The organism is Microlunatus parietis (genome assembly GCF_013407955.1).
Lineage (GTDB): Bacteria > Actinomycetota > Actinomycetes > Propionibacteriales > Propionibacteriaceae > Microlunatus > Microlunatus parietis.
The window spans coordinates 325,092-348,806 of the sequence record NZ_JACCBU010000001.1 but is presented as its reverse complement, the minus strand read 5'-3'; the positions used below and the strand labels follow the sequence as shown (position 1 = coordinate 348,806).

Below are 23,715 nucleotides of genomic sequence, written 5' to 3'. Positions count from 1 at the left end.
GCGCCGACGAGGCCGTGCCCCCGGAACGTAGGCTGATGCCCGTGGACGGTGTGATGGGGATCGAGACCGAGTACGGGATCAGCGCGATCGGAGTGCCGGCCGAAGAGGAACTTCATCCGATGCAGCTGTCCAACCACGTCGTGAAGGCGTACGGCTGGTCGTCGGCGGGCGGGGCCTCCGGCTGGGACTACGAGACCGAGACGCCGCTGCGGGACCTGCGCGGCTACGAACTCACCCGCGGCCAGGCGCACCCGGACCAGCTGACCGACACCGACCTGGGCATGGCCAACCTGATCCTGACCAACGGCGCCCGGCTGTACGTCGACCACGCGCACCCGGAGTTCTCCGGCCCGGAGGTCACCTCGGCCCTGGACGCGGTCCGCTACGACAAGGCGGGCGACGCGATCATGGCGATCGCGGCGCAGCGGGCCAGCGAGTCGATCGGCCGGCAGATTCGGCTGTACAAGAACAACACCGACGGCAAGGGCGCCTCGTACGGCACCCACGAGAACTACCTGCTGTCCCGGACCACCCCGTTCGACCGGATCGTCACCCAGTTCTCCGGCCACCTGGTCACCCGGCAGGTGATCATCGGCGCGGGCCGCGTCGGGCTGGGCCAGGCCAGCGAACAGGCCGGGTTCCAGATCAGCCAGCGGGCCGACTTCTTCGAGGCCGAGGTCGGGCTGGAGACGACACTGAACCGGCCGATCATCAACACCCGCGACGAGCCGCACGCCGACGCCACCAAGCACCGCCGGCTGCACGTGATCACCGGCGACGCGACGATGTCGGAGATCTCCACCTACCTCAAGCTCGGTTGCGCCGCCTGGGTGCTGCGGGCGATCGAGTACGGCTCCGTCGGTCCGCAGGTCCGGCTGGCGGCGCCGGTGGCGGCGATGCGGGCGATCAGCCACGACCCGTCCTGCACGACGACGGTCGGGCTCGCCGACGGCCGGACGATCACCGCGATCGGCCTGCAGGAGATGTATCTGGACGCCTGCCGGGCCACCTACGACGCGGTCGCCGAGGATCTCTCCGAGGCGGCCCGGATCGAGGCGAAGGACCTGTTCGCCCGCTGGCAGAGCTGCCTGGACGCGTTGCGTCGCGACCCGTTCGAGCTGGCCGACCAGTTGGACTGGGTGGCCAAGCTGCGCCTGATGAAGTCGTACCGGGAACGCGACGGGCTCGGCTGGGACTCCGCCAAGGTCGCCCTGATCGACCTGCAGTACTGCGACGTCGACCCGCGCCGCAGCCTCTACCAGGCGCTGGTCGGCAAGGGCCGGATGCAGCGCCTGGTCAGCGACGCCGAGATCGAGCAGGCCCGGACCGAGCCGCCGGCCGACACCCGGGCCTACTTCCGGGGCAAGGTGATGGCCAAGTTCTCCGAGGCCGTCGTCGCCGCCTCCTGGGATTCGGTGATCTTCGACGTCCCCGGGCGCGCCGCCCTGCAACGGATCCCGCTGCTGGACCCGCTCCGCGGCACCCGGGCCCAGGTCGGCCGGATCATCGAGGAGAGCCAGACCGTCACCGAACTGGTCGAGGCCCTGGGCCGCTGAGCTCGTACCGCGCGGCTTGACCTCGGTCACAAACCGGCGTTCCGGGCTGCGAGTTGACTCTGCCGACACATAGGTTGGTCGGGCTTCTGTCGGGTGCGCGGCCGGCTCGTCGTACCGGCACCGCGGGAAACGAGTGGTCGAAGGGGAAGAGTTGTGGCGAGTAGCAGTGATCCGAGTACCTGGGGCGGGCTTCCCGATGTCAAGATCAACGAGGAGGCGGCGAATTCGCTGATCACCTGGTGCACCGACACGGCGTCCAAGCTCCGCAGTCTGGGCACCACTCGCCGGTCCGGCACCAGCACCGCGCTGCAGGACTTCAAGGGCCGGTTCTCACAGATCTTCGAGCGCAATCAGGGCATCGCCAACGAGGACGGCGGCAACATCGCCACCGCGCTGGACGACGTCGCACGCCAGGTGCAATACCTCCTCGATCTGGTGCCTGGCGAGAACCGACGCCGCCACGAAGCCCGGGAGTGGAAGAAGCGGCACGACGAGGACAAGGCGCACATCACGCTCTCCGACCTCGGTGGTGACGAGGACCCGCCGGAGGGACCCAAGCCGCCGCCGCCACCGAAGCAGTTCTCGGCCGACGCCACGGATCGGGAGAACCCGATGCCCGGTGGGGGCGGGAGCAGCGGCGGTGGCAGTGGCACGTCGTCGGCGCGACCGACGGCACTGCGTACGTTCGCGAGCAGCCTGACCGAATCGCTGCAGGGCCTGCAGGGGAAGCCCGACAAGCTGAAGGGCTTCGAGACCGAGTTCAACAACGGCTTCGACTGGGGGGTCGACGGAACGACCGGGATCGACGGCTCCGCGGTTTACAACGCGCTGAGGTTGTACAACCAGCTCAACGACCAGGACAAGACCTGGGTGGAGACGGTCGCGGCGGCCTTCGACCGGGCCGGCGGCTCCGGCGACATGGTGACGCTCTCCGACAGCGCGTTGGAGGCCAGCCTCCAGTCCGCCGGCGTGCCGGTGAATCGCCACGACATCCCGCCCACGTCGCCCGCGCGCCTCGGTGTGGCGCCCACCACCGGCTACTCCGACGACCCGGTGAACGCCTCCACCGGCAACTTCGTCGAGCCGGAGACGGACCTGTCGTTCGCCGGCGGCAGCGCCTCGCTGGTACTGAGCCGGATGTACAACTCGTTCAACCGGGCTCGCGGTGCCTTCGGGCCGGGTTGGACGAGCTGGACCGAGGTCCGGCTCACCTTCACCGACGAGGCCGCGCTGCTGACCCAGCCGGACGGCCGGGTGATCGAATTCCCCCGGCTGAGCACCGGCTGGGACCGCGGCCGCGGGGTGGCGCTGTGGCTCGACCGCGACGAGGCGGCCGACGAACTGCGGGTGACCGACAACGACGGCGGGACCTGGCGCTTCAGCACGGCCGGCCTGCCGCTCTCGTACGACCGCGGAGTTGGCACCATGATCAGCTTCCGCCACGCCGAGGGCCGGCTGGTCCGGCTGGAGCACGAACGCGGCCGCTGGCTGAGCCTGGAATGGAGCGGCGACTCGGTCACCGCGGTGGTGGCCTCCGACGGCCGCCGGATCGACTACGGCTACGACGCCGCCGGTCGGCTGACCTCGGTGGCCGGCGACGGCGGGACCCGCAGCTACCGCTGGAACGACGCCGGCCTGATCGAGGAGGTCGTTGACGCCGACGGGGTGGTCGAGGTGCACAACACCTACGACGACCAGAGCCGGGTGACCACCCAGCGCTCTCCGCACGGCCGGGTCAGCCGCTACAGCTATCTGCCGGGCAACGTCACCGAGGTCGCCGATCTCGACGGGACCAGGGCGAACACCTGGATCCACGACGGGCGCGGCCGGCTGATCGGCATCATCGACAGCTTCGACCAGCGACAGTCCACCAGCTACGACGCCCAGGGCAATCCGGTCCTCGTGGTGGGCCGCGACGGCGGGGCCACGGTCCGCGAGTTCGACGACCGCGGTCACGTGGTGCGCGAGGTCAGCCCGTCCGGCGCCGAGATGCAGTTCGCCTATGACGAGCACGACCGGATCGTCACCGTGATCACCGGTGAAGGCGCGGTGACGACGTACAGCTACGACGGCACCGGTCGCAACCCGGCAACGCTGACCGACCCGGAGGGCGGGGTCACCCGGTTCGAGTGGCGCGACGGACTGCTGACCCGGCTGGTCGACCCGGTCGGGGTCGTCCTGCGGTTCGACTACGACGAGTACGGCGATCTCACGGCCACCACCAACGCGGCCGGCGATTGCGCGCGGTTGAGCTACGACGCGTCCGGCCGGGTCGTCGCGGCGACCACGCCGAGCGGCCGCCGTACCGTGTTCGTCCACGGGCCGCACGGGATCACCGAGCGGCACGACCCGGACGGCGCGATCTGGACGTTCGAGTACACCGCCGGGGGACGGCTGGCGGCCACGATCGACCCGACCGGGGCGCGGACCGAGATCGAGTACGGCACCGACGGCGAGGAGTCCCGGACCATCGATCCGCTCGGCCGGGCCGTCGAGCGACGGCTGGACGATCTGGGCCATCTGGCCGCGGTCGAGCTTCCGGACGGCAGCACTTGGCGGTTCGAGCACGACTCGCTGTCCCGGCTGAGCCGGACCACGACGCCGGACGGACATTCCTGGAGCTGGCGTTACGGCGCCGGCGGCGCGGCCGACTCCGTGATCGACCCGCTCGGCCACGAGCTCTCGGTCACCGCCGACCCCACCGGCGGGGTCGTGTCGCGGGACGCGACGGGGGCCCTGACTCACCGGTTCGACGAGCTGGGCCGGCCGGTCGCGGTCGGGCAGGTCGACGGGTCGGCGGCGATCACCACCTACGACCGGTGTGGCCGGCCGGTGGAGCTGCTCGACGCCGAGGGCGCACTGACCAGGATCGAGCGGGACGCCGCCGGCCGTGTGGTCGCGGTCACCTCGCCGGTCGGCGACGTGACCCGGTTCGAATACGACGCCTGTGGCCGGCGGAGCGCGACGATCGACGCGCTCGGCAACCGCACCACGATCAGCTATGACGCGGACAGCCGCCCGGTGCAGCTGCGGCTGCCGACCGGCGAGCTCGGCTGGCTGAGTTACGACCGCGGCGGACGACTTGCCGCGAGCTTCATCCCCGGGGTCGGCCGCACCCGCTATGAGTACGACCTCGCCGGCCGGGTGGTCGCGATCACCGACCCGAGCAGCGGCCGGCGCCGGTTCCGCTACGACGCGGCCGGGCAGCTGATCGCCGCCATCAACGGCAACGGCGGAGTGACGCGGTACGACTACGACGCGGCCGGACGCAATACGACGATCACCGATCCGCTGGGCCACGTCACCCGGCGCGAGTTCGACGCCCAGAACCGGTGTGTCGCGGAGACCGACCCGCTGGGCCGGACCACCCGCGCGGGCTACGACCCGCTCGGTCGCCAGACGTGGCAGGAGGATCCCGGCGGCCGGCGGACCGAGTGGACCTACGACGCCGCCGGCCGGGTCGCCTCGATCGCCGTCGACGGGCGGACGGTCAGCACCATCAGTCGCGACCTGCGCAACCGGCGGGTCACGGTCACCGACCGGTCTCGCCGGGACCGGGTCAGCGTCAGCGAGCTGGAGTGGAACCGCCGGCACCAGTTGATCCGGCGGACCCGCGACGGCCAGTCCGTCAGCTGGACCTACGACGCGGCCGGACGCCGGACGGGGATGACGACCCCGGACGGCGCGACGACGACGTACGGCTATGACGCGGCGAGCCGGCTCACCGAGATCGACCATCCGCTGCTCGGCCGGACCCGGCTCACCCTCGATCGATCCGGCCGGCTGGTCGAGGCCGCGGCGGCCGGGGTGTCGCAGTCGTGGAGCTACGCCGACGGTTTCGTCACCGGTCACGTACTCACCGAGGCCGGCGGGTCGGCGCGGACCGCCATCGACCGGGACGTCGACGGCCGGATCGTTGCCATCGAGAAGACGGCCGCGGACGGCTCCCGCGAAGCCGCCCGGTTCGACTACGACGCGGCGTACCAACTGGTCGGCCAGGCCGTCGGCGACGTGATCTCCCGCTGGCAGTACGACCTGGCCGGCCGCCTGGTCGCCGAGAGCCACGGTGCCCAGTCGTGCGACTACGGCTACGACGCCGCCGGGCAACTGACGTCGGTGACCGATGCCGAGGGCACCACCCGGCACCAGTACGACGGTGCCGGCCGGCGGCTGCGGACGTCCTTCGCCGACGGCCGGGTGCGGAACTACTCCTGGTCGCCGACCGGCTATCTGGCCGAGGTCGCGGACCGCTCCGGCGATCAGGTCCGGCGGACCCGAATGCATGTGGACGCGACCGGCGAACTCGCCTCCGTCACCTCCGGGGACACGGAGCTGCCGACGTTCTGGGACAGCGCCGATCCGTACGCGCCCGGACTGGTGCAGGTGGGCGCGACGTCAGTTCTCGGCGCGGCCGGGATGACCGGCGTCGGTGACCAATGGGCGGCGTCGGGGTGGCGCTCCACCCGGGCCACGGGCGCCGACCCGTGGAGCGTCGAGCCCGGGCGTGCGGTCGGTCTGCCCGGTGCGACGGGCGGGGTCAGCGTCGGCGCGGCCGGCGAACTGCGGATCGCCGGTCTGGAGTGGCTGCACGCGCGGGCCTACGATCCGGCCACGCGTGGTTTCCTGTCGGTGGACCCGCTGGATCCGGTGCCGGGGGCCGGTTGGGCCGGGAACCCGTACTCCTACGCCGGCAACGATCCGTTGCATGCGGCCGACCCGACCGGGCTGAAGCCGGTGTCGCAGGCCGATCTGGAGAACGCCCGCAAGCCGTGGTACGAGAAGGCCTGGGACGCGACCACGGAGTGGGTCGGGAACAACTGGGAATACCTGGCCGGCGGGGCGATGGTGATCGCCGGCGGCGTGCTGATGGCGACCGGTGTCGGCGGGCCGGCGGGCATGATGCTCATCTCGGCGGGCGCCGACACGATCATTCAGAAGGCGACGACCGGCGAGGTCAACTGGGGCCAGGTCGCCGTCTCCGGCGCGCTCGGCGGTATCGGCGGGCTGGGACTCGCCACCCGGGTCGGTGCGACCGGCTGGAAGGCCGCCGCGATCAACGGGGCGGTCGCGGGCGGCGCGGGTGGTGCCGGGATGGGCGGCTATCGCTACGCCACGGGTCCCGGCCCGCACAGCGTGAGCGGCTTCCTCACCGCGACGACGACGGGTGCCGTGCAGGGCGCGGTCCTCGGCGGTGCCGGCGGAGCCGGCGGGCACGGGCTGGTCACCGGGGTCCGGAACCTGCGGGGCGTGAGGCCGACCCCAAGCGGCACGGCAGCGACGACTCCGTCGGACCGGTTGGCCTATTCGCATAACTATTCGTACCATCCGCGTATTCGCGCGCGCGGATTGGAAGACCCCAGAGCGCACAATTTTCCCTATTCGTTTGACGATACCGTCCTGAGTGCGACGCCCATAACGCAGGCTGACAACTCTCTTCTCTATCGTCAGCCGGGGTCGATCAATGGGTCTGACGGGGTGTTCGAGATTGCCGTTAATCCAGAAACCGAGCTAATCTTCCACAGGACATTTAGGAAGCTATGAAATATCTGACCTTGGCCGCCGACTATCTGGAGCCTTCAATCCGGGACGACGGGAGTGGCGAGCAGATTTCTCCTGGAGAATCGGGTATTCCTGCGGACCTCGCGCAAGAGATCCGGTCCTGGAATGACCGGTATCAGCAGGTTATCCCGGCCTCCACTCAGCAGCGAGAGACGATGAAGACCGAAATCTCGGAGCTCGATCAACTAGGGTTGGACCTGGCTGGCAGGATCGCCGCCGCACTGGGCGACGCAAAGGTTCGCTACTACAGCGAAGGCCTCCTGCGGCACCTGGATCCGTCCTGAGTTCAGGCGATGTCGCGATTCGCAGCTCGCCCACTGATTCCGGCAGAACGCCGAGTGCCTGGTGAGCGGTGATGGATTCGAGCACGGCCTTTGTGCAGTCGCGGTCTTTCGTGGCCGCGTTGGGCGGTGACCAGCCGATCCTGGTCACGCCGGACGGCAGCGCGGCAACCGTTGCACTCGAAGACATTCCGCTCAAGGCAGGCGACGCGATCCATCCTGGCGCCTGACCAGGAAACTCGTGCGAGAATCCGTCGGGTCAGGAGGATGAGATGTCGCTAGCTCGGCTCGGTTTCTACCGGGAGCTTCCGTACGGAGATCAGGACGGAGAGTCGATCCATCGCACCGTGGAGCTCGCAGAAGCGCAGAAGGCGAGAGTGCTCACCTATCTGCGGAATGCTCCGGTGCTGGCTGCGTCAGGAATCCTGGGTTCGGATTGCTTCGCTGGTGGCCAACTCGGTCCGTTCCTTTCCATACGGACGGGACATGGGTGTGGTACAGCGATCTTGGTCACTATGTCGAACATCACGACAGTTGGCTACCCGCGGACTTCGTGGCCGTCGCCACCGAGTCGGATCCCCCGGAACTTACGGTCGAACAATTGACTGCGATCGACGAAATGCTGCTAGGGGAGTGAGAAACGAGTTCCGGCAGGACGTCGAGTGCACGCGGTCGCGGCAGGCTGGGCCGTTATCAATACCCACACCCACCGACCGTCCGTGTGGGAACAGAACGGACCGAGGCCGCCGCCGGTGAAAGAGCCTGTACTCAGCGACAAGCTCCGGAGATCTTGCTGGCCGGCCGCTGGTCACTTGCACCGGCCCCCATCGAGCGGACAGTTTGACCTCGCTTCCGGACACCTCGCTTCCGGCGCGGTATCGGGTCAGATCGTCCACTCGGCGAGAGCGGTGGCGGCGAGGACCGTAAGATCTTCTGGCGGCCCGGGTTTGCATCCGTTTCGAAAGCATGGGCGCCGGCGGCGGGCGAGCCGGACGGCACTCCGTGGCTTGGTCTGAGCGGCCTGCGCGAGGTCCGCCGCAACCGGGACGCCGCCACGCGAAGCGGCACCCGGCCCAGGCAGGCCATCCTCGACGAGCGCGAGTCCTTGGCCGACTCGTTGGCACTCAGGACCCGATCCGACAACTCTTCGGCCGGAGGGTGGTATCTCCGGAGCCCTGTCGTACGTGGACACTAGGCTTGATCTGACAACCAGGACACGGGTCACCCACCGGAGGCCCCGACGCTGGAGGAGGAGAACGTCATGGCTGAGACCGAGCACACCCGGCGACGGGCCCGTACTTCCCACGAGGAACAGGAGGTCGACGAGATCGCCCCGGCTGACACCGCGCACAAGGCGGAGCTGGATTCCGACGTCGATTCGCTGTTGGACGAGATCGATGATGTGCTCGAGGTCAACGCCGAGGAGTTCGTCCGGAGCTTCGTTCAGAAGGGTGGGCAGTGAGCGGTCTGTCGTCGATAGGTCTGTCACCGGAATACATGAAGGTCGGTACGTCGTCGTTCTACGAGTTCGCCTCCGCGGTCGCACCTCACGTGTTGCCGACCAGCCGGGCGGGGGAGCTCGGTAGCGGCGACGCCGGCGCGCTGTCGCCCCACGGCACGACGATCGCCGCGGCGACGTTCGCGGGCGGGGTCGTGCTGGCCGGGGACCGGCGCGCGACGGCGGGCAGCATGATCGCCCAGCGCGACATCGAGAAGGTCTATCCGGCCGACGAGTTCTCGGTGATCGGCATTGCCGGGTCGGCCGGGGTCGGGATCGATCTGATCCGGTTGTTCCAGCTCGAGCTCGAGCACTACGAGAAGCTGGAGGGGTCGTCGCTTTCCCTGGTGGGTAAGGCGAACCGGCTCGCCACGATGGTCCGCGGCAACCTGCCGCTGGCGATGCAGGGGTTGATCGCGGTGCCGCTGTTCGCGGGCTGGGACGAGCCCGCGGGCCGGGGCCGGATCTTCTCCTACGACCCGACCGGCGGCCGCTACGAGGAGCACGAGTTCCACTCCATCGGTTCGGGGTCGGTGTTCGCCCGGGGATCGCTGAAGAAGCTGTACCGGCCCGACCTGGACGCGGCCGGGGCGGCGACGGCGGTGATCCAGGCGTTGTACGACGCGGCCGATGACGACTCGGCGACCGGCGGACCGGACGTCGCCCGCAAGATCTACCCGGTGATCATGGTCGCCGGACCGGACGGGGTCGAGCGAGTCGCCGAGCCGCGGGTGGCCGAGCTCGTCGACCAGATGCTGACCGGCCGACTGCGGCGCCCCGACGGACCAGGAGCCCCGCTTTCATGAGCATGCCGTTCTACGTCGCGCCCGAACAACTGATGAAGGACCGGGCCGACTATGCCCGGAAGGGGATCGCCCGCGGCCGTTCGGTCGTCGTGCTGCATTTCGCCGACGGCATCCTGTTCGTCGCCGAGAACCGGTCCCAGGCGCTGCACAAGGTGAGCGAGATCTACGACCGGATCGGTTTCGCCGCGGTCGGCCGCTACAACGAGTTCGAGAACCTGCGCACGGCCGGCATCCGCTACGCCGACCTGCGCGGCTACAGCTACGACCGGACCGACGTGACCGGGCGCGGCCTCGCGAACGCGTACGCGCAGCTGCTCGGGACGATCTTCTCGTCCGGCGGTGAGAAGCCGTACGAGGTCGAGATCGTGGTCGCCGAGCTCGGCACCGAGCACGCCTCGGACCAGATCTACCGGCTCACCTACGACGGCTCGGTCAACGACGAGGACGACTTCGCCGTGATGGGCGGCTCCGCCGAGGCCATCGCCGAGACGGTCCGGGAGGGCTATCGTCCCGGCCTCGGGCTGACCGAGGCGATCCGGCTCGCGGTGCGGGCCCTCGGCTCGGACCAGGGCTCCGGCGCCCCGGCGCGTGAACTGGGCGTGGAATCGCTGGAGGTCGCCGTCCTGGACCGCACCCGCGCGCTGCCCCGCAAGTTCCGCCGGATCCGCGGCGACCGGCTCGCCGAACAACTCAACGCCCCGGCGTCCGCTGAGCCTGTCCAGGCCGCAACGACCCCGGAGCCTGTCGCGGGGCAGACCCCGCCCGCGGATACCGAGGATCAGTGACCGCATCCCGGCCCGTCACCGCTGAGCCCGTGGGCCCGACGGTGATCATCGGCGCCGGCCTGGTCGGTGCCTCGGTCGGCTGTGCGCTGACCGCGGCCGGCTGGCTGGTGCACCTGGTCGACGCCAAGGCCAGCCATGCCCGGGTCGCCGCCGAACTCGGCGCCGGTACGGTGACCCCGGCGGTCCCGGAGGAGGTCCGGCTGGTGGTGGCCGCGGTGCCGCCGCGGGTCTTGCCCGGAGTGATCAGCGACGCACTGCGGACGTATCCGAACGCGACCGTGACCGACGTCGGCTCGGTCAAGGCAGGCGTGCTGCATTCCTTGTGGGACAGCGAACCGGAGCTCGGCCGCTATGTCGGGTCGCACCCGATGGCGGGCTCCCAGCATTCCGGGCCGATGACCGCCCGGGCCGACCTGTTCGTCGACCGGACCTGGGTGATCACGCCGCACCGGCGGTCCGCGGCGGCGGCGGTCGACACGGTGCGCGCGGTGGTCGCCGCCTGCCGCGCCCGGCCGGTGATCATGGACGTCGATGATCATGACGCCGCGGTGGCGCGGGTCTCGCACCTGCCGCACCTGATGTCGGTGCTGACCGCCGGCCGGCTGAACGACATCCCCGCGGACGACTTGCTGCTGGCCGGCCAGGGCCTGCGCGACGTGACCCGGATCGCCGGCTCCGACCCCGGCCTGTGGGAACAGATCCTGGGCAGCAACTCCGGTGCCGTGCTGTCCGAGCTGCGCCAGGTCCATGATCAACTCCAGGTGCTGATCAAGGCCCTGGAACAGCCCGAGACCCACGAGCTGCGGGCCGTGCTGTCCCACGGCGTGACCGGCACCCGCCGGATCCCCGGCAAGCACGGCCGGGCCGCCGTCGCGTACAGCAGGGTCGTCGTGCAGATCCCCGACGAGCCCGGCGCGCTGGGCCGCCTGTTCGCCCTGGTCGGCGAGTCCGGCGTCAACGTCGAGGACATCGCGATCGAGCACGACCAGGTCCGCGAGGTCGGCTACCTCTCCCTGTCCGTCGACCCCGCCACGGAGGCCGCCCTGGTCCGCGCGATCACCGACCGCGGCTGGACCGTCGAACCCTGACCTTCGCGGGTGCCTGCCCTTTGCCGAGGGCCTGCCAGTTTTTCACGTTACGTGAAAAACTGTCGCTTTACCCGAGAAGCTTCTCTGGTATTGCGCCAGGAAACCTGGTGAGGTGGTACGGGAGTGACGTCAGCCGGCGGGAGCGGGGGAGAGTTCGCCCCAGACGGTGTCGAGGGTCTGCCGGAACACCTCGACCGGCTGGCCGCCCGAGACCGCGTACTTTCCGTTGAAGACGAAGAACGGGACGCCCTGGATGCCGAGCTCCCGGGCCAGCGTGAGGTCGTCCTGGACGTCGTCGAGGTGGGCTCCGCTCTCCAGTGCCTTGCGCACCGTGACCGGGTCGAGCCCGACCTGTTCGGCGAGCTCGGTGAGCGTGTCGTAGTCGGCGACGTTGCGGCCCTCGGTGAAGTAGGCGAGGAAGAGGCGCTGCATCATGGCCCGCTGCAGCCCGGCGTCGAGCGCGACGTGGCTGAGCCGGTGCGCGGACGTGGAGTTGATCGCGATCGCCTTGTCGAACCGGTAGTCCAGGCCGAGCGCGCGGCCCCGCTCCTCGAGCATGGCGTGGCCGGCGTCGACCTCCTCCCGCGAGACGCCGCGGCCGCTGCTGATCAACTCGTACAGGTCGGTCGGCCGGTCGGACGGCAGGTCGGGCCGGAGCAGGAAGCTGTGGTACCGGATGTCGACCCGGTCCGCGTACGGGAAATCGCGCAGGGCGTGGTCGAGGGCCGCGTCGCCGAGGTAGCACCAGGGGCACATGATGTCGCTCCAGATGTCGATCCGCAGCCGGCCGGCTTCGAGGACGAACGGGTCGGCGGACATCAGTCGCACACCTCGCCCGGGGCGCAGACGCCGGCATCGGCGCCTTCGACGGTGATCAGATTCAGTCCGGGTACGGTCTGGAACGCCCCGGGAACGCCGTCGTCCGGTGCATCGGCGACCGGTTCCGGGGGCAGATGTGGTGTCGTCACGTCCGGCACAACGGCAGCGGACCGCAGCACATTCCAGTTGTCGTGTACGCACTATTTGGTGAGTAGGATCGCGTCATGACCGGACCCGCTCCCGCCGACCTCCGGCTCGCCCTCGCCGCCGACTGCCCGGCCCGCCTGGTGCTCACCCATGTGACCAGCAAGTGGGGCGTCCCGACCGTGCTGGCCCTGGCCGGCGGCACCCGGCGCTGGAACGAACTGCGCGACGCGATCGACGGTGTCAGCGAAAAGATGCTGGCGCAGACGCTGCGCACGCTGGTCGACGACGGCTTCGTGGTACGGGACCAGAAGCCGACCCTGCCGCCGCACGTCGAGTACTCGCTGACCGACGTCGGCCGGGAGATCGCCGACCTGCTGCTGCCGCTGGTGGAACGGGTGGCTCGGCACGTCGGCGACGAAGTCCCCTGGACCCGTTGTTGATCATCGCCCGTACGGCAGCAGGTGCTCGAGGACGGCGGTCAGGAAATGGCCGGGCTCCTCGTACATCGGCAGATGGGCGGAGTCGTCGAACCACTCGATGATCTTGGCCGGCGCGGCCAGTCGGTCCAGCCAGGCGAGCGCCGGGGCGGTCGGGGTCACGTAGTCGTGCCGGCCGAGGAAGACCATGATCGGGATCGGGAACTCGGTGATCATGGTGAAGTCGATCTCGATGAACCGGGGCAGCAGGTGCTGGGCCAGGAACTCCCGGCCGGCCCGGGCCGACTCCTGGTCGGCGGCCGACCAGTCCGGAGCCACGCTCTCCCCGTCGTCGAAGTAGAGACTGTCGGCCCGACCGGCCGCCATCCCGCCGAACCGGGACACCCAGCGGCGCTCGATGATCAAGGTCTCCCGGCTGAACGACTCGGGGTACGGCGCGATCGCGTCCAGCTCCGCGGCCGCGGCCCGGTCCCCGCGCCGGTCCGCCTCGGCTCTCGCCCAGCGCCAGCTCTCCGCCTCGCCGGCCGCGGTCGAGGCGATCTGGCAGACGCCGAGATAGGCGGCGAAGAGGTCCGGCCGGAGCAGCGCGGCCCGGGTGGCGACGGCCGTACCCCAGCTGTGCCCGGCCAGCAGCACCTGCTCGATCCCGAACTCGGCCGTGATCAACTCGGCCAGCTCGATCGTGTCCCAGGCGCAGTGATCAAGGCTGAGCGCGTCCCGGAGCCGATCCGGGTCGTCGTGCCGGAAGCTGCGGCCGGCGCCGCGCTGGTCGTACTGAATGATCGTGAGCGACTCCTCGAGCGGCCGCTGCCACATCCAGGAGGTCGCGCTGAGCGAAGTGCCCGGCCCGCCGTGGACCATGATCAACACCGGGTTGCGCCGGTCCCGGCCGCGGAGCGAGACCACCTGCGGGCTGTCGCCGAGCTCGACGATCCTGGTCTCCTCGATCGCGTACGGCGTCGTGAGCCGAGACAGTTCGGAGATGATCATGCTCGGATCGGTCATGGACGTATCCTCCCGGACCGGCCGGCGAACTGTGGATAGGTTGAGGCCGTGGTGACAAACGCGGCGGTGTACGCGAGGTTCGGCTGGCGGCTGGAGGCTCCGCATTGGCAGGCCCTGGTCCCGCCCGGCGTGGAGTGCGCGGTCGATCTCGCCGAGGACGGGAGCTCGGTGACGTTCGCCTCGCCGGAGGGGACGATCACGTTCAACCGGCTGGCCGACGACAAGGTCGGGCCGCACCTGCTCGGGCTGGAGCGCTACCTCCGTGGCGTCGGCGCCTCGGACGGCCTGCTGGTTCGGGCGCTGTCGACGTCGGCCGTGTACGGGTCGGTGGCGGACCGCGACCTGGGCAAGGGACTGCCCGGTCAGCTGATGCTCGACCTGACCGACCGGACCGGCGGTTTCTGCTTCCTGGACGGCCGCCTGTTCATCGACTGCGACGGCCGGGATCTGGTCGCCGACCCGCTGCGGCCGGACCGGGACCGGGTCGTCCGGCGCGCCCTGGTCCTGCTGGCGACCATGTACCGCAGCGCGATCGAGGCCGGCATCGAGGAACATCCGGACCTGATGAAGGACGAGGAGGGCAGGTACCGGGCCTGGCTGGACGGAGTCGATCTCGGCGCCGAGCCGGAGCCGGACGAACGCGATCTGCTGGACCAACCGGCCGGCGCGGTCGGCGAGGACGTCGCCGCGGAGCACGCGTTCGACGCCGAGGCGGCCCTGACCCTGCTCTGGGCGCTCGGGGTCGCCGACACGCTGCCCGCCCTCGACCCGGCCCGGCAGCCGCTGGACACGCTGATCGAGTACCAGGTGCCGGGCCCGGGGCCGTTCGACGGCCGCCGCCCGGACCCGTCGCTGCGACCCGACGACGTGATCGACTGTGAATGGCGCCGGCAGCAGGCGATCCACTGGCGGCTGGCCGACCTGCAGCTCGCCCGGCGGCACGTCGACTTCGCCGCCTGGGCCCAGGACACCTGGTTCGGCGCCGTCGACCTGGACGGGATCACCCTGATCGACGGCGACCTGGCCGTGGCCGGGACCCCGGTCTCGGCACTGGACGACCGGGCGTCGTGGTGGCTATGGCGGCAGGTCGCCGAGCGCAACCGCGCCCTGAACTGGCTGATCGGCGCCAACCCGATCTACGGCGCGGTCGGCACGCCGACCTGACCGAGCTCGACGACCCGGCCGTCCGCGTGCACGTCGAAGGTGCGGCCGGCGACGCGGAGCCCGTGCAGGGCGGCGCCGGGATCGAGGTCGTGCAGGACCGGTCGGGCCGTGACCGCACCGTCGGCGCCGACTCGGACGCCGAACAGCGATTCGATCACCAACGCCACCCAGGCGCCGGAGGACGAGCAGGACCAGTCGATGATGTACGGCAGCTGCGGCGGGGCCTTCCGGGCGCCGCCGTTGATGCCCGGCTGGGCCTCCTCGACGAAGTGCGCCTGGCCGGTCGGGCCCTGGTTCGCGGTCCGGGCGAGCCCGGGCAGCCAGTCCAGCGCGACGTCCGCCGCGCCGAGATCGACCAGGGCCCGGGCCGCGTCCGCGGGCCAGGCCGGGTAGGCGCCGTTCCACTGGTGGTCGGGGCGGACACTGAAGCTGGCGTCCGGATCGTACGGCGACAGGGCACGGATCCAGTTCGGCGTCTGCAGCTCGCGCCGGAAGAAGTCGATCATCTCGGCCTTGACTCCCGGGTCAAGATCATCGGCGATCGTGGTGCCGACGATGCTGAAGTCGTAGCAGTGCCGGACGCCGAGCCGGGTGCCGTCCGGCTGCCGGGCCGCGAAGAACCCGGTCCCGGTCTCGTACAGGTCGATCACGTGCGGCAGCAGCTCGTCCGCCGTCTTCCAGAGTTGATCACCGTCCTGGCCGGCCCGGTCGAGCAGCTCGGCCGCCGTGCGCAGGTTCCACACGTTCGCGGCGTTGAGGCTGGCCACCTCGTGGGTGTACGAACTCACGCACTCGAGCAGGTTCTCGATCTCACCGTAGTCGGCCAGCGGAGAGGCCTTGCGGAAGTCCTGCCAGGCGTAGGCCCACTGCCGGAGATGATCATGGACCGGGCGCCCGGCCAGTTCCTCGCCGAGGAACTGTTGATCACCGGTGAACCGGACGTAGTCGTCGACCAACCGGGTCATCGCGTAGTCGTTCACCGAGTACCACTGGCCGACCGGCCCGCCGGTCAGCGACGAGGTGCCGAAGTGGGTGTGGATGTCGCTGGTGATCCAGTGCGCCAGCTGCCGCCGCATCGGCTCGGGATCGAGCAGCGCATGGGTGAGCGAGCTGAGGCTGAAATCCCAGATGAACGTCGTGGTGGACCAGTAGTTCGGCATCAGCGTGTCGTAGCTGCGGCCGAGCACGTTGCCGGCAAAGTCGCGGCGGAACCAGATCACGCCGAGAACGCCCCACCAGTAGAGCCGACGCAGCGCGTCGTTGTCGGTGCTCAGGATCGGCAGGCTACCGGAGAACTCGCCGCTGCCCGGCGTGAACGCCGCGCTGAGCTGGGTGTTCCAGAACTCCTTGGCCGCCTTGACCGCGGCCGGCACGTCGGCGGAGACCCGGTCGAACGTCGCGTTCGCCTGTTCCTCGGTGCCCGCGATCGCCTGTACGTAAGCGATCCGGGCCGATACGCCGGCCGGGACGTCGAGCGTCGCGTCGACCGTGCCACCGCGAGCGGTGCCGCCGATGCCGACCTCGTACGCGTCGCCGGCCGCCTGCGCGACGCCGCTGGCCCGCACCGTGGCCGGCCGGTCCAGCCCCTGCACCGATACCGCGGCGCCACCCGGCTGGGTGAAGATCATCCGCGCCGTCTGATCGTTCCCTGAGCCTGTCGAAGGGCAGGCGACAGTCTCATTGGCCGCACTCGGCGACTCAGCGGACAGCCAGGCATCCCCGTCCGCCGCGCGGACCCGCGCATTCAGCGTGAACCCGAGCCCCACCTGGCGATCATGGTCGCCCAGGTTGTGCACGACGACGTCGATCGCGACCGCGGTCTCGCCGGGCACCGCGACCGTGGTCGTCTCGATCCGCAACCCCGGCAGTTCGGCGCTCCGGACCACCCGGTCCGGCCGCCAGGCGTGGGTCACCTCGGCGCCGTACGACGCGAACAGCCGGCCGTCCACGAACAGCGTCGCGGTGGCGGTCAGGCCCTGCGACACGGGCGGGAACGTGACGGCGCTGAGCTGGGTCAGGTCATGATCGACTCGCACCGTGCCGAGCAGGTTGGTCAACCCGCTCGGCGCGATCAGGTCGTCGTAGTGGTGGCTGACCGGGTCGGCCGCAAGATCATCGACGGTCGGAACGGACACGAAGGAAAACTCCTCAGTACTGGCCGAGGGCCAGGCCCTTGGCGAAGAAGCGTTGGGTGCACAGGAACAAGATCACGGTCGGCAGCGAGACCAGCACGCCGGCCGCGAGCACGGTGGACAGCTGCGCTCCGCCGTACGTGCTCTGCATGCCGGCCAGCGTCGTCACGATCGGCCGGACCGCGTCGGACTGGGCCAGCACCAGGCCGAGCAGCAGGTCGTTCCAGATGAACGTGGCCTGCAGGATGAAGATCGCCACCAGGGCACTGACCGACATCGGCAGGTAGACCCGGGTGAAGATCGACCAGACCGACGCCCCGTCCAGCCGGGCCGCCTCGAACACGCTGTGCGAGACACCGGTGAAGAAGTTGCGCATCACGAACGCCGAGAACGGGGTCGCGATCGCCGTATAGATCAAGATCATCCCGATCCGGTTGTCGTACAGGCCGACCCGGGAGTAGCCGTCGAACAGCGGCAGCAAGATCATCTGCAGCGGGAAGATCGTGCCGCCGAAGATCACCACGAACCAGGCGAACCCGTGCCTCAGGCCGAGCGCGACGATGCCGAAGCCGGCCGCCGCGCCGATGATCACGGCCAGGGCAGGGGAGACCAGGCTGTAGAGCACCGTGCTGAGCACGCTGTCCGCCATCCCGGACAGGCTCAGCGCCTCGGCGATGTTGGAGAACAGCGCGAAGCCGTCCGGGACCCAGGACTGCCGCGAGTCGTACACGGTCGGATCCTTGCTGGCGTTGATCAGCAGCAGGTAGACCGGAATCAGCCAGAGCAGGCCGAAGATCACCAGGATCGTGGTACGGACGATCTGAGACGTCTTTCCATTCATGATCGGCTCCTCAGATCTCGTGCTTGCTGGACAGCTGGCGGCGCAGGTAGAGCACCGAGGCGATCAGCGTGATCACGGTCAGGAAGAGCGCGATCGCGGAGCCGAGGCCGTACTCGCTGTTGACGAAGGTCTCCTTGTACATGGTCAAAGCAAGCGTCTCGGACGCACGGCCGGGACCGCCCTTCGTCATGCCCTGGACGATGTCGAACGTCTTCAGGCTGGCCACGATCGACAACCCGATCACCACAGTCGTGAGCGGTCGCAGCATCGGCCAGATGATGCTGCCGAGCAGCCTGGCGCCGGTCGCACCGTCCAGCCGGGCAGCCTCCAGCGGTTCCTTCGGGATCGAGTTCAGCCCGATCGTGAACAGCAGCGCGTTCACCCCGACGCCCTGCCAGGCACTGGCCAGGATCATCATGATCGTGTTCAGCGGCGCGTCGACCAGCCACCGGGGTCCACCGAGCCCAAAGGTGCCAAGGGCCTGGTCGAGGGCGCCGCCGCTGGACAGGATGAACGACCAGATCAGCCCGACTCCGATCCCGGACAGCGCGTACGGGATCAGGAAGGGCAGCCGCAGCCAGGCGCCGCCCGGCAGGTTCCAGGACAGCAGGGCGAGCACCAGCCCGAGGCCGACCGGGACCAGCAAGGTCCCGGCCACCCAGAGCAGCGTGTTGGCCACGGACCCGAGGAAACCGCCGTCGTCGAACATCTCGACGAAGTTCGCCAGCCCGACCCAGTCCGGGCTGCCGAGCCCGTTGTAGTCGGTGAAGCTGAGGAACACCGTCCACAGCAGTGGTGCGTACAGCAACACCGCGACGATGATCACTCCCGGGGCGACGAACCCCAGTCCCGATCGCTGCGTCCGCAGCGTCAGACTCGCCATGCGCTTCCTTCCTCAGCCCGCGGGATCGCCTACTTGTTCTCGGCGAAGTACTTGTCCGCCTCGGCCTGGATCGCCTCCAGGACCGGCATCGGATCGCCCGGGTTGGCGTTGAACGCGCCGAACTGCTCCAGGGCGACGGTCAGGATCGGCGTCGGGGTGGCCTCGTAGTGCGCTCGACCAGGGTGTACTTGTCGGTCGCCACCTCCTGGCCGAGCTCCTCGAGGCTCTTGTCGGCCACGGTCGCCTTCGGGTTGAACGGCACGTCACCGCGGGCCGAGGACCAGGCGCTCTGCGCCTCCGGCGACATCCACCACTTCGAGTACGCGAGCCCGAGTGCCTTCTGCTTCGAGTTCTCCGCGACACAGATCGGGCCGGTCTCGACCGCGACCGGCGTGGCCGGCAGGTCGGCGTTCTTGGCCGGGATGACGAAGAAGCCGTAGTCCTCGCCGGACTTCATCCCGGCGCCGTCCAGCGAGCCGTTGAAGAAGCTGCCGAAGTTGATCATGGCGAAGTCGCCCTGCTTGAGCCCGTTGGCCGGGTCGGTGTTGCTGCCCGGATCGGAGAACCAGCCCTTCTTGTGCTGATCCAGCCACTCGTTCATGATCGCGACGATCCGCGGGTCGGTGTACTTCACCTCACCGGTGGCCAAGCCGTTGTAGAGCGCGGGATCGGTGCCGGCGACGAGCTGCTGGAACCACTGGAACGTGAACAGGGTGCTGGTCTGGTAGTACGGCGTGACGCCGGCCGTCTTGAGCTTGGCCGCCGCGGCGTCGAGCTCCGGCCAGCTGGTCGGCACCGTGACGTCGTTCTCCGCGAAGATCTTCTTGTTGTAGTACATCACCCAGTAGGCGATGTTCATCGGCACGCAGTACTGCTTGCCGTCATAGGTGTACGTCTCGCGCAGATCCTCGGTCACCCAGCCCTGTGCGACGGCCTCGGTCCACACGTCGGTGGTCTCGGCGACCAGCTTCTCGTCCACCAGTTCCTTCAGCGACGGGCCGGTCTGCCAGGTGAACAGGCCCGGGCTCTTGTCGGTCCGGAACGACTGCTTGATGAACGCGTCGTACTGGTTCGCGTCGGAGTAGCCGGTGGTGTTCAGGGTGATCTTGGTGCCCGGCTCGGAGGTCTTGTTCAGTTCGTCGAAGTCGGGCTTCCAGGCGGCCTTGTTGGTGAAGAAGTCGAGCGTCCCGGTGACCGGCTGATCATCGGTGCTGCCCGAGCCCGGGCTGGAACAACCGGCGAGCAGCAGCCCGGCGGTCGCGGCCGCGGCGATCACGCCGGTGGCGAGGGAACGGAATCTCATGATCGAACTCCTTTGTTGCCGGCTGCGAGGGCCGGGCCTTCTTGATCGGTGCGGGTGGTTCCCCTGACGTACGCCTTGACGGTGGCGAACCGGGTCGACTGCGAGTTCTCGGTGCGCCGGATCCGGTACGGTCCGACGGCGGCCGGGATGATGAAGGTCTCGGCATAGTGGATCCGCAGCGGAGCGAAGGCGCCGGTCGGGCTGATCACCTCGACCTCGTCGCCCTCGACCAGGTTGAGGACGTTGACCGTACCGTCGGTGTCGTGGTCGGCATGGTTCTCGAACCAGTGCCGGCGCACCTCGATGAACTCCAGTTCGTGCAGGCCGGTCCGTTCCTCGATCACGTCGCCGTCGCGGCTCAGCTCCTCGGGCCCTTGCAGCAGGTGCTCGGTCACCCATTCGGTGTCGCGATCCCACTGGATGTTGGCCGCACCATGATCGACATGGACCGGCCGCGGCACTCCGTCCAGACCGACCCGGCCCCAGTCCCACAGCTTGAACGTGAAGATGAACGGCGTCGCGGAGATCTCCAGCACCATCGAGTTCGCGCCGGAGCAGTGCACAGTGCCGGCCGGGATCGAGAAATGATCATGCTTGCGGGCCGGGAAGGCATTCACGTACTTCTCGGTGTCGAACGGGTGATCGGCCTGCTGGGCCGCCCGCAGGTCGGCGATCATGGCGTCCGGATCGATGCCGGACTTCAGCCCGAGATAGACCACCGCGTCCTCGTCCGCGTCGAGCAGGTAGTAGCTCTCGTCCTGGGTGTAGTGCATGCCGAACGTGTCGGTGATGTAGTCGGTCAGCGGGTGCACCTGCAGCGAGAGGTTGCCGCCGCCGACGGTGTCCAGGAAGTCGAACCGGATCGGGAACTCGGCGCCGAACCGGGCGTACGTCTTCGCGCCGAGCAGGCCGCGCGGCTGGGTCAGCACCAGGTCCAGCGCGGGGATCTCGACGGCATGATCACCGTCGGACAGCAGCAGCGAGTTCTCCTCCGGTACGCAGTCGAAGCACCAGGCGTAGTTGGGCGTCTCCGTGTCCAGCCCCAGCTTGTCCTGCATCCAGTGACCGCCCCAGACGCCCGGGTCGAAGAACGGCACCACCCGCAACGGCGCGTTGACGGCGGCCGCCAGCGCACCGCGGAACGCGTCGCCGGTGATCATCCCCGGCCCGCGGACGACCCCGGAACTGTGCCCGATCGCATTGCCGTCGAGCAGGAAGTCGATCTTGGCGAACAGGTCCCGCTTGTGGCGGTCCGCGACCCGCCACTCGACGAAGAAGCCGCGCTTGTATTTGCGCAGGTTGTCCTCGGCGCCGTTGGCCGACCGCCAGTTGGGGGCGCCGGCGCGCTGCCGCTGCTGGATCTCCCAGCGGGCCAGGTCGACCAGCACCAGGGCGTCGGGCCTGGTGGCGGTGAGGGCGGCGCCCCAACCGATCAGGACCGTTGCCGCGGTGCGGTCGGCCAGCCGCTCGGCCAGGGCGGCGAGCCTTTCCTGATCGTAGAAGGCGTTCAGCCGCAGATGGCTCATCACGCCGAACACCCGGTCGTCGGTGAGGTTGTCGGCGATCCGGGCGTCGATCTCCTCGATCGGCTTGGCCGCCTCCTGCTCGACGTCGATGATCACCGCGGTCGGCCAGGCCTCGGCCAGCTGCCGGGTCAGTTCGGGAAGATCGACACCCGGATAGGTGTCGACCACGATCAGCGGCGGCCGGTCCTCGGCGCGCTCGTAGGCGAGGTCGCGGACCCGGTGCCAGGCGGCGGCGCCGGTGATCACCGACTCCCCGGCCGGCAGCGGCACGGTGGGGTAGCGGTCGTAACTGGACTTCTGAACAGGTGCGGTCGTCAACGCTTCCTCGCAGCGGTCGTGGGACCGGCCAGCGCGGCGAGTCCGCGCAGCACCGAGTCCTCGGGTCGGTCGGGGGTGATCAACTCCGGCCGGTGGGCGGAGGACCAGAGATGGCGGTGCACGTATTCGGTCAGCGACGGCAACACCCGGTCGCGGGCCCGCAGCACGCCGCCGGAAACGATCACGACCTCGGGGTCGTAGGCGTGGCAGAGGTTGACCAGCGCGGCGCCCCAGACGTTCAGGAACCTGGTCCGCAGATCCGCGGCGGCCGGATCGTCCGCGGGTGCTGCGAACAGATCGGCGAGTCCGGGCCGTTCCGTACGGGCCAGAGCCGAGGCGTCTCGCTGCGGGTCCCGGGCCAGGTGCAGCGGCAGGCTCCAGGTGCTGGCCTGGGCCTCCGCGCAGCCCAGATTGCCGCAGTTGCAGGGGATTCCGGAGAGATCGACGGTCTGATGGCCGCCCAGGATCGCGGCGTGATCATGACGGCCCCGGAGCAGGTGGCCGTCGATCAGGGCGGCGGTGCCGATCCCGGTGCCGAGCGTCATGATCACCGCGTCCGTGGCGCCGCGAGCGCAGCCGTAGGTCACCTCGCCGAGCAGCGCGGCCCGGGCATCGTTCTCGATCATGGTCGGTACGCCGAGCGTTGCCGAACCCCAGGCCCGCAGATCCCGATCTCCCAGATAGCCGTACTTGTCGTGCGCCCGGACCAGCCGTCCCGCGGCCCGATCGACCACCCCCGGCAGTGCGACCCCGGCCCCGTCGACCGGCGCACCCGACTCCTTGATCAACTCTCCGGCCAGATGGGCGGCCCGGTTCAGGTCGGCCAGCTCCCCGGTGACCACGAACTCGTCCCGGAGCAGCACAGCCCCGTCCTGATCGAGCACCCCGATCTTGACCGAACTGCCCCCGAGATCGATCGCCACCCGCGCCGTAGCGTCCTGCTCGCCTCTCGTCACCTTGGTAACGTTACCACCCCAAACCCCAGCCCGCCGACCGGTCACAAAAGCAGGTGTTTTGACGGCGTGTCGCTGCAGGAGTGACGTGTCAGCATGCGGACCGATGGATGGGGCTGCGGTGATCGCGCACCACAAGATCATGAAGAGGCCGGATCACAGACCTGGGCCCGATCCCAGCTGGGCGAGTTCGAGGAGACGTCACGGTGCTCGGATCCTCCAACTCGGCGCCGGCTTCGGGCACCACTTCATCGAGTGTGACCCTGTGAACCGTTGAAATCGATCTCCAGGGTCCGGAACCTCACACTCGACGACACGCGCGGCGTGGCCGTCGCGAAGGTCCGGGCGCCATGATCGACCTGAGCACGCTCAGTCTCATCGCGCGCGGTCCGGCGCCGCATTCGGAGCCGGATACGCGTGAGTGGGTGCGGGGGATCTCCGGCACACCGGTGCTCGGCCCTGGACGCGAGCGCCAGTGACACACCGCGCGGGCGAGCTCCAGCAGTGCCGGTTCCGTCGCGGTGCCGCAGTCGGCCCGGCTGGCCAGATGCTCGATCGCGGCCGCCCGCTTCGCCTCGACGTCGTCCCGGTGGCGTCAGGGCGTGCGATCAAGG

Annotated in this window: 20 protein-coding genes; 11 read left to right on the top strand and 9 right to left on the bottom strand. The window is 69.4% G+C overall.

The window, feature by feature from the left end:
• Positions 1-35 precede the first annotated feature (35 nt).
• From dop to BKA15_RS01720, 8 genes are all read left to right on the top strand, one after another.
• Complete coding sequence (gene dop, locus BKA15_RS01755) at positions 36-1,556, top strand: depupylase/deamidase Dop (protein WP_218871016.1); 1,521 nt, start codon at positions 36-38, stop codon at positions 1,554-1,556.
• Positions 1,557-1,709: 153 nt separating this feature from the next.
• On the top strand, positions 1,710-7,097 hold the full coding sequence (locus BKA15_RS01750) for a DUF6531 domain-containing protein (protein WP_179747816.1): 5,388 nt from the start codon (positions 1,710-1,712) through the stop codon (positions 7,095-7,097).
• Positions 7,094-7,399, top strand: coding sequence for an immunity protein CdiI family protein (locus BKA15_RS01745; RefSeq protein WP_179747815.1), 306 nt, complete (start codon positions 7,094-7,096; stop codon positions 7,397-7,399). The genes BKA15_RS01750 and BKA15_RS01745 overlap by 4 nt, the downstream gene beginning before the upstream one ends.
• Positions 7,400-7,470: 71 nt before the next feature.
• Positions 7,471-7,626, top strand: coding sequence for a hypothetical protein (locus tag BKA15_RS01740; RefSeq protein WP_179747814.1), 156 nt, complete (start codon positions 7,471-7,473; stop codon positions 7,624-7,626).
• A gap of 1,031 nt (positions 7,627-8,657) precedes the next feature.
• On the top strand, positions 8,658-8,858 hold the full coding sequence (locus tag BKA15_RS01735) for a ubiquitin-like protein Pup (RefSeq protein WP_179747813.1): 201 nt from the start codon (positions 8,658-8,660) through the stop codon (positions 8,856-8,858).
• A gap of 35 nt (positions 8,859-8,893) precedes the next feature.
• Positions 8,894-9,700: a proteasome subunit beta gene (prcB, locus tag BKA15_RS01730; RefSeq protein ID WP_179758167.1), complete on the top strand. Its 807-nt coding sequence runs from the start codon at positions 8,894-8,896 to the stop codon at positions 9,698-9,700.
• Positions 9,697-10,485, top strand: a complete 789-nt coding sequence (gene prcA, locus BKA15_RS01725) for a proteasome subunit alpha (RefSeq protein ID WP_179747812.1) — start codon at positions 9,697-9,699, stop codon at positions 10,483-10,485. Before prcB ends, prcA begins: the two co-directional genes overlap by 4 nt.
• Complete coding sequence (locus tag BKA15_RS01720) at positions 10,482-11,573, top strand: prephenate dehydrogenase (RefSeq protein ID WP_179747811.1); 1,092 nt, start codon at positions 10,482-10,484, stop codon at positions 11,571-11,573. The genes prcA and BKA15_RS01720 overlap by 4 nt, the downstream gene beginning before the upstream one ends.
• 129 nt (positions 11,574-11,702) lie before the next feature.
• Here BKA15_RS01720 and BKA15_RS01715 read toward each other — a convergent pair whose 3' ends face one another.
• Together BKA15_RS01715 and BKA15_RS01710 are read right to left on the bottom strand one after the other, a co-directional pair.
• Entirely contained in the window at positions 11,703-12,392 is a 690-nt protein-coding gene (locus BKA15_RS01715; protein WP_179747810.1) for a DsbA family oxidoreductase, read from the bottom strand.
• A complete protein-coding gene (locus BKA15_RS01710) occupies positions 12,392-12,541 on the bottom strand; it encodes a hypothetical protein (RefSeq protein ID WP_179747809.1) in 150 nt (49 codons plus the stop codon). The genes BKA15_RS01715 and BKA15_RS01710 overlap by 1 nt, the downstream gene beginning before the upstream one ends.
• 75 nt (positions 12,542-12,616) lie before the next feature.
• Between BKA15_RS01710 and BKA15_RS01705 the strand changes: the two genes are divergently transcribed.
• The gene (locus BKA15_RS01705; protein WP_179747808.1) at positions 12,617-12,979 is read left to right on the top strand and encodes a winged helix-turn-helix transcriptional regulator; all 363 of its coding nucleotides are present in this window, start codon (positions 12,617-12,619) and stop codon (positions 12,977-12,979) included.
• Here the strand turns inward: BKA15_RS01705 and BKA15_RS01700 are convergent, their stop codons facing one another.
• Positions 12,980-13,981 carry an alpha/beta fold hydrolase gene (locus tag BKA15_RS01700; protein ID WP_179747807.1) on the bottom strand — a complete coding sequence of 334 codons (1,002 nt, stop codon included), beginning with the start codon at positions 13,979-13,981 and terminating at the stop codon, positions 12,980-12,982. It lies immediately after the preceding gene.
• 48 nt (positions 13,982-14,029) lie between these two features.
• On the opposite strand from BKA15_RS01700, the gene BKA15_RS35190 reads away from it, so the two are divergent.
• Positions 14,030-15,145: a DUF4272 domain-containing protein gene (locus BKA15_RS35190; protein ID WP_179747806.1), complete on the top strand. Its 1,116-nt coding sequence runs from the start codon at positions 14,030-14,032 to the stop codon at positions 15,143-15,145.
• Here the strand turns inward: BKA15_RS35190 and BKA15_RS01690 are convergent.
• The 6 genes from BKA15_RS01690 to BKA15_RS01665 form a co-directional block, all read right to left on the bottom strand.
• On the bottom strand, positions 15,118-17,280 hold the full coding sequence (locus tag BKA15_RS01690; protein ID WP_179747805.1) for a glucosidase family protein: 2,163 nt from the start codon (positions 17,278-17,280) through the stop codon (positions 15,118-15,120). The genes BKA15_RS35190 and BKA15_RS01690 overlap by 28 nt on opposite strands.
• 13 nt (positions 17,281-17,293) lie before the next feature.
• Positions 17,294-18,118, bottom strand: coding sequence for a carbohydrate ABC transporter permease (locus BKA15_RS01685; protein ID WP_179747804.1), 825 nt, complete (start codon positions 18,116-18,118; stop codon positions 17,294-17,296).
• Positions 18,119-18,128: 10 nt separating this feature from the next.
• Positions 18,129-19,001 (bottom strand): carbohydrate ABC transporter permease, encoded by an 873-nt coding sequence (locus tag BKA15_RS01680; RefSeq protein ID WP_179747803.1) that lies wholly within the window; start codon positions 18,999-19,001, stop codon positions 18,129-18,131.
• Positions 19,002-19,140: 139 nt separating this feature from the next.
• Positions 19,141-20,304: an ABC transporter substrate-binding protein gene (locus BKA15_RS01675; protein WP_218871015.1), complete on the bottom strand. Its 1,164-nt coding sequence runs from the start codon at positions 20,302-20,304 to the stop codon at positions 19,141-19,143.
• Positions 20,301-22,148 carry a class I mannose-6-phosphate isomerase gene (locus BKA15_RS01670; protein ID WP_179747802.1) on the bottom strand — a complete coding sequence of 616 codons (1,848 nt, stop codon included), beginning with the start codon at positions 22,146-22,148 and terminating at the stop codon, positions 20,301-20,303. The genes BKA15_RS01675 and BKA15_RS01670 overlap by 4 nt, the downstream gene beginning before the upstream one ends.
• Entirely contained in the window at positions 22,145-23,104 is a 960-nt protein-coding gene (locus BKA15_RS01665; protein ID WP_179747801.1) for an ROK family protein, read from the bottom strand. Before BKA15_RS01665 ends, BKA15_RS01670 begins: the two co-directional genes overlap by 4 nt.
• Before the next feature lie 347 nt (positions 23,105-23,451).
• On the opposite strand from BKA15_RS01665, the gene BKA15_RS36215 reads away from it, so the two are divergent.
• Positions 23,452-23,580, top strand: a complete 129-nt coding sequence (locus tag BKA15_RS36215) for a hypothetical protein (protein ID WP_281385185.1) — start codon at positions 23,452-23,454, stop codon at positions 23,578-23,580.
• The last annotated feature ends 135 nt before the right edge of the window (positions 23,581-23,715 follow it).